The sequence below is a fragment of the Enterococcus sp. DIV1316a genome (assembly GCF_050536915.1).
GTDB classification, from domain to species: domain Bacteria; phylum Bacillota; class Bacilli; order Lactobacillales; family Enterococcaceae; genus Enterococcus; species Enterococcus faecalis.
Genome location: NZ_CP172913.1, coordinates 2736636 through 2747309 on the forward strand (window position 1 = coordinate 2736636; position 10674 = coordinate 2747309).

Annotated in this window: 14 protein-coding genes; 2 read left to right on the top strand and 12 right to left on the bottom strand. The window is 37.9% G+C overall.

The window, feature by feature from the left end:
- Positions 1 to 2: 2 nt before the first annotated feature.
- Genes citE through IGL56_RS12980 form a run of 7 tightly spaced genes read right to left on the bottom strand, consistent with a single transcriptional unit; the run spans position 3 to position 4265 of the window.
- Positions 3 to 890: a citrate (pro-3S)-lyase subunit beta gene (gene citE, locus IGL56_RS12950; protein WP_002355998.1), complete on the bottom strand. Its 888-nt coding sequence runs from the start codon at positions 888 to 890 to the stop codon at positions 3 to 5.
- The gene (gene citD, locus IGL56_RS12955) at positions 878 to 1186 is read right to left on the bottom strand and encodes a citrate lyase acyl carrier protein (protein WP_080477295.1); all 309 of its coding nucleotides are present in this window, start codon (positions 1184 to 1186) and stop codon (positions 878 to 880) included. Before citD ends, citE begins: the two co-directional genes overlap by 13 nt.
- Before the next feature lie 5 nt (positions 1187 to 1191).
- Positions 1192 to 2184 (bottom strand): [citrate (pro-3S)-lyase] ligase, encoded by a 993-nt coding sequence (citC, locus tag IGL56_RS12960; protein ID WP_002356000.1) that lies wholly within the window; start codon positions 2182 to 2184, stop codon positions 1192 to 1194.
- A gap of 32 nt (positions 2185 to 2216) precedes the next feature.
- Positions 2217 to 2351, bottom strand: coding sequence for an OadG-related small transporter subunit (locus IGL56_RS12965; RefSeq protein WP_002356001.1), 135 nt, complete (start codon positions 2349 to 2351; stop codon positions 2217 to 2219).
- 21 nt (positions 2352 to 2372) lie between these two features.
- Positions 2373 to 3488: a sodium ion-translocating decarboxylase subunit beta gene (locus IGL56_RS12970; RefSeq protein ID WP_002383526.1), complete on the bottom strand. Its 1116-nt coding sequence runs from the start codon at positions 3486 to 3488 to the stop codon at positions 2373 to 2375.
- Positions 3489 to 3517: 29 nt separating this feature from the next.
- Positions 3518 to 3919, bottom strand: coding sequence for an acetyl-CoA carboxylase biotin carboxyl carrier protein subunit (locus tag IGL56_RS12975; RefSeq protein WP_002363547.1), 402 nt, complete (start codon positions 3917 to 3919; stop codon positions 3518 to 3520).
- The gene (locus IGL56_RS12980; RefSeq protein ID WP_002356004.1) at positions 3903 to 4265 is read right to left on the bottom strand and encodes a hypothetical protein; all 363 of its coding nucleotides are present in this window, start codon (positions 4263 to 4265) and stop codon (positions 3903 to 3905) included. Before IGL56_RS12980 ends, IGL56_RS12975 begins: the two co-directional genes overlap by 17 nt.
- A gap of 404 nt (positions 4266 to 4669) precedes the next feature.
- Here IGL56_RS12980 and IGL56_RS12985 point away from each other — a divergent pair, with 404 nt between their 5' ends.
- The gene (locus IGL56_RS12985) at positions 4670 to 6067 is read left to right on the top strand and encodes a CitMHS family transporter (RefSeq protein ID WP_002356005.1); all 1398 of its coding nucleotides are present in this window, start codon (positions 4670 to 4672) and stop codon (positions 6065 to 6067) included.
- 133 nt (positions 6068 to 6200) lie between these two features.
- The gene (locus tag IGL56_RS12990) at positions 6201 to 6896 is read left to right on the top strand and encodes a GntR family transcriptional regulator (RefSeq protein WP_002356006.1); all 696 of its coding nucleotides are present in this window, start codon (positions 6201 to 6203) and stop codon (positions 6894 to 6896) included.
- Between the two features lie 43 nt (positions 6897 to 6939).
- Here IGL56_RS12990 and IGL56_RS12995 read toward each other — a convergent pair whose 3' ends face one another.
- The 5 genes from IGL56_RS12995 to rpmH all read right to left on the bottom strand — a co-directional run bounded on the left by IGL56_RS12995 (position 6940) and on the right by rpmH (position 10152).
- Positions 6940 to 7662, bottom strand: a complete 723-nt coding sequence (locus IGL56_RS12995) for a response regulator transcription factor (RefSeq protein ID WP_002363545.1) — start codon at positions 7660 to 7662, stop codon at positions 6940 to 6942.
- Between the two features lie 177 nt (positions 7663 to 7839).
- Entirely contained in the window at positions 7840 to 8616 is a 777-nt protein-coding gene (gene jag, locus IGL56_RS13000; protein ID WP_002356009.1) for an RNA-binding cell elongation regulator Jag/EloR, read from the bottom strand.
- A 14-nt stretch (positions 8617 to 8630) separates the two neighbouring features.
- Positions 8631 to 9458 carry a YidC/Oxa1 family membrane protein insertase gene (locus IGL56_RS13005; protein ID WP_002356010.1) on the bottom strand — a complete coding sequence of 276 codons (828 nt, stop codon included), beginning with the start codon at positions 9456 to 9458 and terminating at the stop codon, positions 8631 to 8633.
- Positions 9458 to 9814 (bottom strand): ribonuclease P protein component, encoded by a 357-nt coding sequence (gene rnpA, locus IGL56_RS13010; protein ID WP_002356011.1) that lies wholly within the window; start codon positions 9812 to 9814, stop codon positions 9458 to 9460. The genes IGL56_RS13005 and rnpA overlap by 1 nt, the downstream gene beginning before the upstream one ends.
- A 203-nt stretch (positions 9815 to 10017) precedes the next feature.
- Positions 10018 to 10152, bottom strand: coding sequence for a 50S ribosomal protein L34 (rpmH, locus tag IGL56_RS13015; RefSeq protein ID WP_002356012.1), 135 nt, complete (start codon positions 10150 to 10152; stop codon positions 10018 to 10020).
- Positions 10153 to 10674: the final 522 nt, after the last annotated feature.

The window sequence follows — 10674 nt, forward strand, 5'->3', positions numbered from 1 at the left end:
GTCTATATTTCCTCCTCGGTAATTAATTTAGCCGCCAATGCTAACGCAATGACCCGTTCAGCTCGTTCAACAATTGGTTTATCAACCATTTTTCCATTTACGGAGATAACACCGGAACCTTTAGCTTCGGCTTCCCGAATGCCCCAGATTACTTCCTTAGCATTCTGGATTTCTTTTTCTGTTGGCGCATAAATAGTATTAACCAATGGGATTTGACGAGGGTTAATCACCGATTTCCCATCGAAACCTAGCTGTTTAATCAAACGAACTTCGGCTTCAAAGCCTTCCGTATTGTCTACATCTGAATAGACCGTATCAATAGCTGCAATCCCAGCTGCTCGAGCGGCATGTAAAATCATGCTACGAGCAAAGAATAGTTCTTGGCCATCTGGATGGCGCCGTGTTTTCATATTGGTAACATAGTCTTCGGCGCCTAACGCGATGCCAATCAATCGAGTTGAACTTTTGGCAATCGCGGGCGCATTTAGAACACCTTCAGCCGATTCGATAGCAGCCATCATTTTCGTTGTTCCTACGGGAATGTCATTTTGCTGTTCTACTTCTGTAATGACTGCCTCGACATCAATGATATCTTGGGCTGTTTCTGTTTTTGGTAAACGAATCACATCGACACCAGCTAAGACCATTGCTTCAATATCTTCTGCGCCACCGGCATCTAAAGCATTGATCCGAACAACAATTTCAATATTGCCATAATCGAAAGTTTTCAAAGCAGAATGGACTAAAACACGGGCAGAGTCTTTTTCTTTTAATGAAACTGCATCTTCTAAATCAAACATGATTGAATCTGCCCCATACAATGGTGCATCTCTTAGCATTGCTGCGTTCGCTCCAGGGACAAACATCATTGTTCTTCTTAAACGTTCCATGAGTCCAACTCCTTCCAATCATACGTTTCTTTTTCAGCGCCTCGATGTAAAACTGTAATCATCCGAGCTTTGATTGTACAATCTAATGCCCCTTTATCAATCGCCTTGACCGCAACGCCTTGGACATCTAAATGTTCCAAAGTTGTCGTAATCACCTGACGAATTTGATTGCCAAATTGTTTTTCGACACTACTTTCTAATTCAATGGTATTTTCTGTTGATTCAATGGGTTGGACGGTAATCATAATATCACTTGATTCTACTGTCCCTGCAGTAGTATTTTTGATAATCTTCACTTTCTTCACCTCATTAGTTTCTTGTGTTCTACTAAGTATTGATAACTTGTTGCTGGTAAAAACTTCTTGAGTGTCTCTTTGTCGCCTTCAGCCATCGCTTTGCGAACTTTCGTCGCACTAATCAGCTCTCCATCACTCGCTAATCGCGGGACAATGGTTAGCGTTATCGTTTGTCCGAAAACTTGTTGCATTGCTTGATTGTAGACAGCGGTCACTTCTGAATAAGGCTCTTCTCCCACATAACGTTGCTGAATTTCAAGTATTGGCGCAATTCTTTCTTTAAATAACGTTGCATCAAGCGTTGCTTGAATTGCAGCTACCTCTAATGGCGCTTTTTCTTTCAAAAAATAGGTAGGAAAAGTCGCAGACGAAACTAAGTAATCTTCTGTAGATAGGACTGTCACATTGGGTAAATGGGCGACCCCTTTTTGCACCATTGCGAAACGTGCTTCTTTTGAAAATAGCGATTTATCTTCAGATAAAACAAACACATAAACGTGTGGACTTTCTTTGGCTGCTTTTTCGACTAAGTACTGATGGCCTTTCGTAAAAGGATTTGCATTCATGACAATGCTACTGGCTGGCCCTGCTTTTTTATGCTGTGTCAGGTAACCAAGATAATCGGCAAAATCTGGTTTGCCTTGCTCCATAAATAGCACCTCTTGGTTCGCAACCACTTTTTGAAAGCCTAGCGACTGAAAAATTTGTTCATTTTTTGGTTTTGTATACAAAAAACTGTGTAATTGGTTTTCTTCTCTCAGTTTTTCAAGTAGATGAACCACCAATTGGGTTAACAAATTTTCAGATTGATATTTTTTACAAACGGCCACGCACTTAATCGTTTTGCCTGAAAGCGAGCCAGAGGCGATTAATGCTGTGTCATCATATATGCCAACGGTGTAATCAAGTGCTTCTGTCGTTTGCAATTCGGCTTTTTCCATTAATTCGCGCCAAGCTTGATAAGCTTTTTTATCTTTTTGCAACCAGATTCTTTTCATTGTATATACGCTGCTCACAGCAATAACCTCCTTTATTTTTTAATTGGAAATAATTTTGTTAGTAATTTAGATGCTAGATAAATGATAAATAAAACAACGAAAACGCCGCCCCAACCAAAACCTAACAGTTCAAAAGCAATTTTTAAATCTTCCATGTTAACAGACATGTATTCGTTCTCCTTTCCGTCCTATGTTAAAAAGGCTAATAGTAAGCCACCAGCAATTACAGAAGCGATTTGTCCTGAAACGTTGGCACCAGCAGCATGCATTAAAATAAAGTTTTGTGGGTCTTCATCTGTAGCCATTTTTTGAATGACCCGACTAGACATTGGGAAAGCGGAAATACCCGCAGCACCAATCATTGGATTGATTTTTTCTTTTCTAAATAAATTCAAGAATTTAGCAAAAAGTACGCCGCCGACTGAGTCCATAATAAAGGCGACTAACCCTAAGCCAATAACCATCAACGTATCGACTTTTAAGAACTCTGCATAGTTCATGCTAACGGAAATAGATAGTCCTAGCAAGATACTAATAATATTCACCAATTCATTTTGAGCTGTAATGGATAAACGATCCAAAACGCCACATTCTCTTAATAAGTTCCCAAACATTAAGAAACCAACTAATGGTAATGACACCGGCGCAATTAACCCTGCGACAATCGTAATAACAACCGGGAAAAGAATTTTCGCTGTTTGAGAAACTTCACCGGCCCGATAAGTCATACGGATACGACGTTCGGCTTTCGTCGTCACTGCTTTAATCGCTACTGGTTGAATAATCGGAACTAACGCCATGTAGGAGTAAGCGGCAACCATTATGGCCCCCATGTATTTTGAATGTAAGGTATTTGCTACGAAAATAGACGTTGGGCCATCAGCGGCACCAATAATCCCAATCGAAGCAGCATCGTTTAAATCAAAACCTAATAAAACAGCCATAATAACTGTAAAGAAAATCCCAAACTGTGCAGCGGCACCAAACATCAACATAAACGGATTTTGTAACAATGGACCGAAATCAATCATTGCCCCAATCCCAATAAATAATAATAACGGGAATAATTCTGTTTTTATTCCAAAATCAAAAAGAACATTAAACGGACCTGGCTCGCCGCCAGCGCTCAATACGCCGGAATTAGGAAAGTTCACTAAAATCGTTCCTAAACCCATCGGCACTAAAAGTGTTGGTTCATACTCTTTTTTTATTCCTAAATACATTAATAGTCCACCAATCAGCATCATCACAATGCGTCCTGGTTCTTGGCCCATTCCTATAACACCTTGAATCAGTGTCTCCACACAAATCACTTCCTCTTCTTAAATTAATTCTAGTTAATTGTTATTAATGGTTCCCCTGGGTTCACAATTTGGCCTTGGGTAACATGAATTCCTGTTACCGTACCTGCTTTTCCTGCAACGATTTCATTTTCCATCTTCATTGCTTCTAAAATTAACAATGGTTGGTTCTCAGACACCGTATCACCAACATTGACTAATACTTTTAACACAGTTCCTGGCATTGGCGCAGGCATTGCATCTGCTCCTGCTGGGGCGGCTGGCTGTGCTGCTGGCGCTGGGGCTTCTTCAACAGCAGGGGCTGGTGTTTCTGTCGTAGCAACTGGCGCTGTTGGTTGTGGCGCAACAGGTGCTGGTTGTGGGACGCCACCGATTTCTTCCATCTCGACTAAATATTCTTTCCCATCAATTGAAATTTTAAATTTGCGTAACATAATGATCCTCCTCAAGGTTTTGTTTTGAAATTCTTTTGACAACTAGCTGAGACTCTTCTGAAAGCTCTGCAGCTATACTGGCTGCAATAATGGCAACTTCTTTTGCTTCTGGATTTCGTTTTGCGATTTTTTTGATAACAAAACGACTTTCTGGAAACTCTCCTGCTGCGATGGCAGTGGCCACAATACTTACCAATTGATATTCTTTTGGCTCAGCAGGAATATATGCTGGTATATCTATCCATCGCTTTTCCAAGTTATCCGCTTCACGTTGGATAACGCTTTCATTAATCTCGGTATCCTGCGTGTGTTGCTCTTTCTTGAATAAGGACTTAAATAGGCCCATATTGTCTCTCCTTTCACTAATTCTTGGTATACGTTCATTATAGAAAAAACCGTTAAAAAACCTAGTGAAAACACTAGCTCAGATTGTTCTTTTATTGTTTATTTTGTGAAAAAAACTCTGTAAACATTGGTATATAAGCATTTATCAGCCGTTAAGATTCTATTAATATTATATTAAGTTATTAATAAGAATTTGATTGTTGAATTGTTTTTTTGATGTTCTTTTTGTTTTAGGCTATTTATTCTCTGCGAAAGTTTGTATATTCTCACACTATAGACAAACACAAAAAATATTTTTTGTTGTAAACCAGAATACTGTGAAACATTTCTCATGGCTATTCTTTTTTATTAACACCGGTTGTTAACGCTTACAAAAAAGTTCTAAAAAAAGAAAGGAAGAAAAACATGTTACTCACTATTTTAGCTTATGGTATGATTATCATCTTTATGTATGTAATCATGAAAAAGAAATTGTCACCGTTTACATCTTTAGTAATTATTCCTCTTATTTTTACTTTGATTGCAATTGCAACTGGAGTAGCGAGTCCGCCACCTGGTGCTGACGGTGTTGTCCCTGAAGTCAACATTGGGAATTTCGTCTTAGATGGGATTTCAACTACTTCAAAAACTGGTATTATGTTATTATTTGCCATTCTTTACTTCTCTATTATGTTGGATGCTGGTTTGTTTGACCCAATCACTAAAAAAATGATTTACTTTGCTAAAGGCGATCCAATGAAAGTCTTGATGGCTACTGCGGTAGTTGCTGCTGCTGTTTCCTTAAACGGAGATGGAACAACTACGACCTTGATTTGCTGTTCTGCGTTTATTCCCATCTACAAAAAACTTAATATGAAATTGATGAATTTAGGTGTGCTTGTTATCTTACAAAACACCATTATGAACTTATTACCTTGGGGCGGTCCAACAGCTCGTGCCATGGCCGTACTAGAAGTTGATGCCGACATTCTTTCTTATTTAGCACCTGGTATGATTTTATCTGTATTGTATGTTATCTTCTTTGTTGCTTATCGCATGGGGAAAAAAGAACGTGCTCGCTTAGGCGTGACAACGCTTACTGATAAAGAATTGGAAGAAATGACTATTGTTAACGATCCTGAGTTATTAGAAATTCGTCGTCCAAAGAATTTTGCGTTCAATGGTATTTTAACGATTGTCTTAATCGGTTGGTTAGTCCTAAGTTCATTCGTTGGTCAATTAGGTTTGCCTTCGTGGATTGAAATGCCACCGTTATTATTATTCCTAGTTGGTACTTGTATCGCTTTAATGATTAACTATCCAAAATTAAAAGATCAAAGCAGCCGTATTAGTGCAAATGCTGGTGATGCTGTGCAAGTAGTTATCTTAGTTTTTGCTGCTGGCGTCTTCATGGGCTTATTCCAAGGTTCTGGTATGGCCAATGCCTTAGCAAATAGCTTTGTTAATATTATTCCAAAACAATTAGCCGGCGCTTGGGGCTTAGTGATTGCGTTCATTTCAGCACCAGGAACATTCTTTATTTCAAACGATGGTTTCTATTTCGGTGTCTTACCAGTCCTAGCAGAAGCTGGACGTTCTTATGGATTTGACAATATGTCTATGGCTTTAGCTTCCTTAATGGGGCAAGCGTTCCACTTATTAAGTCCATTAGTGGCATTTATTTACTTGCTATTACGTTTAACTGGTTTAGATATGGGCCAATGGCAAAAAGAATCAGCAAAATATGCCTTAGGAATTTTCGTTATTTTCGTTGTTACAATTGTTGCTTTAGGTCACATGCCTTTATTTATTCCACAAAATTAAACGTCGTCGCTGAAACCGTAGGAGTGCCTTTTCTCCTCGGTTTTCTTTTCATTTTGTCTTTTCTTGCGTTATATTTTCATTTTTAATATTATATTTATTATCTATAAAAATAACCTATAGGGAGGTGCCTCATATGAATCCAACGGTTGAAGCAGTAAAACGGAACTTAGATTTAACCAGCAGTAAACCTCTAAAAATTTGTACCTACGAAGCCTTTAAAAAAACCATTATTTTAGGGGATATTCCTGCAGGTGAACGGATTAACGAAAAAGAATTTTCCGAGCAATTAAACATTAGTCGGACGCCCATTCGCTTTGCTTTACAAGAATTGGTCAAAGAACAATTGGTGGAACATATACCTATGGTAGGTATCGTGGTTAAAGGGATTAGTATGAAAGATGCTTATGAAATTTATGATATTCGTAAATCTTTGGACACTTTAGCAACCATTAAAGCCATGGAACTCATGACACCAGAAGATTTTGATGAATTGGAAGCCTTACTTCTCGAAGGAGAACAATACAATAAAAATAACCAAGTAGATGACTTACTACAGAACTTTTCAGATTTTAATTCCTTTATTTATACTAAGAGTCAGATGCTACGTTTAAAAAAAATTGTGACTGATCTCCATGCTTACTTAATCTATTTCAGAGATATTGCGATTCGTGCCTCAGAACGTCGTAGTATTGCCCTAGAAGAACATTGGTTAATTTTCCGCGGAATGAAAACAAAGAATATTGACCAGATCACACTTTTAACCCATGAACATCTAAATCGTTCGCTTCAATTTATTTTGAAAGAAATGGAACGTCGACAAATTGAATAAGCAAAAAAGACCTGCAGTCGCTTGTGCAACTGCGGGCCTTTTTTCATTTTTTTTGTACGCAACCATCTGGCGTAAAGGTATAACCAATGCCCCAAACGGTCCGAAGGTAACAAGGTTCTTTCGGGTTTTCTTCTAATTTACTTCGTAAACGATTAATAAAAACCATAATCGTATTCGCATCGACATCCCCAGTACCCCAAACACTGCTGTAAATTTGTTCTTTAGAGAATACTTGCTCGGGATTCTCCAGAAAAAATTGAATTAATTGAACTTCTTTCGAAGACAATGAAATAGGTAAATCCTTTTTAAATAGTTGATAACGACCATAATCAAAACGGAAATCGCCTACCTGTAGCTCTTCTTTTTTATAAACATTCAATTGTTTTCGAATCATTCGAGCTCGATTCAACGAAGCAATCACCTGAGCCTTAAAAACATTCAAGGAAAAAGGTTTCGTTATATAACTATCCACGCCCATTTCCAAGGCTGCAATGATATCCTCTTCTTCTTTTTTGCTACTAAAAAAGATAATTGGCACTAGTGGATATTTCTCTCTAATCATTTGGACTAAGTAGTAACCATCGCTGTCATGTTCCAAGTTATCATCTAAAATGAACAAATCAAAGGTAACTCTGGACACAATATCTTTTGTTTTTTCAATTGATTCACTTTGGTAAATAAGAATACCTGTTGATTGTAATGCTTTCCAAATCAAGCGACGAACTGCTGCATCATCATCTACAACCAGTATTTTCTCCGTACGCATACCTGTTGCTCCCCCTACGTCTCTTTACAAAACTTTTTCATTTGAATTTACTACTGGAGTAATTACTGATTATCATAACATAAAAAAAGAAACGGAGACGGCTAAAAAATCATTTAACAAAGAAACGTTGGCAACTATTCAGTCCCTGCTGAGAGTTGCCAACGTTTCTTTGTTTGTTTAAAAATACTTCTTAACTGGTTCAACCACTAAATACCGATAAGGTTCATCCCCTTCAGAATGGGTTTTGATTTGCTCATCTTTACTTAGCGTGTGATGAATTTGTTTTCTTTCAAAAGCCGGCATTGGTTCCAAGAAGACTGGCCGCCCAGTGCGTTTGGCTTTTTCCGCGGTGCGTTTCGCTAAACGTTCCAAAATTTCATGACGTTTTTCACGATAATTTCCGACATTCACAACAATCGATAGCTTATTGCTTGCAATGCGGTGAATAAAGACTTGCGCTAAATACTGTAACGCATTTAACACTTTTCCGTGTTTTCCAATTAAGATACCTTGTTTTTCTGTTTCTAAATGGAAGATAATATTGCCATTCTCGCGCGCTATGCGAACCATGGCAGGGGCGTTCAGTTCATTTGAAATATTCGTTAAATACATCGCTAATTCAGTAATAGCAGCTTCGTCTTCCAGATTTTCTAAAGAATGTGTTGATTCCTCTGAGAGACTAGGAATTGCTTCGGTTAATTCCTCAACTGCTTCTTCCACTGCTTTTGCTTCATCGGCAACAACAATATCTTCCACTGTTTCTTCGACCGCTTCTGTGACTTGCTCACTAATCGTTGGTTCCATTGAAATTTGGGCAAGTTTTTTTCCTAGACCTAAAAATCCTTTTTTTCCTTCGTCTAACACATCAATTGTAACATCCTCTTTGGTTAAACCAAGTGCTTGTAAGCCTTTCTGCGTTGCTTCTTCGATTGTATTTCCTTCATAAATCGGCATCTGAACGACCTCCTTTATTTTTTCTTCCCTTTTTTCTTAGGACTTTTTGCTCGTTCAAGCGCTCGCTCCCGTGCTTTGGCTTGACGTGCTGCTTCCTCCCGCTCTTTACGGATTTTGAATGGATTGTTTAATAACAATGTTTGCCCTGTTTGGAAGGCATTTGAGACCACCCAGTAAAGAGATAAACTGCTGGCTAATGAAATCCCCATAAAGAAGATCATCGCTGGCATAACGTAATTCATAATTTTCAGTGAGGCATTTGTTTCTAGTTGGCTCATACTTGAAAGATACGTACTAGCAAACGTAAAGACAGCCGCTAAAATCGGTAAAATTAAATACGGATCCGGCTTATCGAGGCTTAACCACAAGAACGTTCCTTCTTTTAACTCAGGCACGCGTGAAATGGCTTGATACAAAGCCATCATGATTGGTAGTTGAACCAACAGTGGTAAACAGCCAATGTAAGGATTCACATTATTCTCTGCATACAAACGTTGCTGTTCTTCTCGGAATAAGCGTTGTGTTTCAGGATCTTTTGAAGAATATTTTTGTTGCAAGGCCTTTAATTGCGGTTGCAACTCTTGTGTTTTACGCATACTCTTCGTTTGGAAATGCATCAACGGCAATAAAATAATCCGGATGACTAACGTAAATAGGATAATCCCAATTCCGACACTGCCGCCTAATGATAGGAACTTAATCGCTTGGGCAAAATAATAAACAATGTATCGATCCCAAATTCCTGTACTACTTTCACTTACGGGCGCGGTTCCGCAGGCGGATAAAACAAAGACTAAGGTCACTAACCCAGCCATTAATAATAAGCGCTTATACTTCTTCACTACTCAATTCCCTCTCTTACATCTAATATTTTAGCTAAATTTAACACATGTGTTAAATTAGCTTTCACTTCTTCAGACGATAACTTTTCCAATCCTGGACGTGCAATCACGATAAAATCAATTTCTGGAGAGATACGGTCTTTTAATTGAAATAAACTCGCGCGGATTTTCCGCTTCACAGCATTTCTTGTGACCGCGTTTCCAATTTTCTTCCCAACAGAAATCCCCACTCGAAAATGGGCTTGTTGTGGTTTCTCTAAAACGTACACCACGAAACGACGATTTGCACAAGATTGTTTTTTATTAAACACCTGTTGAAATTCTTTTTCTTTCTTGACACGGTAGGACTTTTTCATCGGCATCCCTTTGTTTCTATATTTTTTTACTTCTTAATAATAATAGCATATTTCCGCTCTTTTTTAGTAGCCTTTTCTATAGAATCCTGCTTTCTTTTATTGAAAACAGAAAAAGAACCCTTAGTTATCTTCACATCTTCCAAAAAATTATGGAGATAACTAAGGGTTCTTAGAAATTGACTGTTTAAAAGACCAGACCATCATTAAGCAGAAATAACTTTTCTACCTTTACGACGACGGCTTGCTAATACGCGACGGCCATTTTTAGTGCTCATACGTTTACGGAATCCGTGAACTTTTTGGCGTTTACGTTTGTTTGGTTGATACGTTCTTTTCATGCAATTACACCTCCTGAAATTGTAACTATCCATCAATATATAGACATACTTTGATAGTATAACGAGTAATAGGGTCTTTTGTCAATAAAATTTAAGAAATATTTCCTGAGAAAGATTCGTTTCAATTATCCACAAATTAAATTTTCCTGTGAGTAGCTTGTGGATAGTTTTCCACATTTTTTTCTGTTCACAGCCATTTTCCCACTAGTTTTACACAAAAAAACAGCCTGTTAAAAAGTTTTACACAGGTGTTTTTTCAGCTGTTGATAAGTTCTTGAAACATGATTGTGTCAAGCTTAATTATTCTCAACTTTTTGTGGATAACTCATTCAACAACCACTTTCTTCCGCAAGTGTCGACACCCTGTGGAAAACTTTTTTCACCCTTGTGTACTTTTTTTCCACATTGAACAATTGCTTGTGGAAAAAGTTTTAAAAAAATGCTAAAATCGACTATGCTCATTCTTTTAAGTTATCCACATTTTTTAGATAACCAAAATTTAAACATATAGGAGGTCACTGT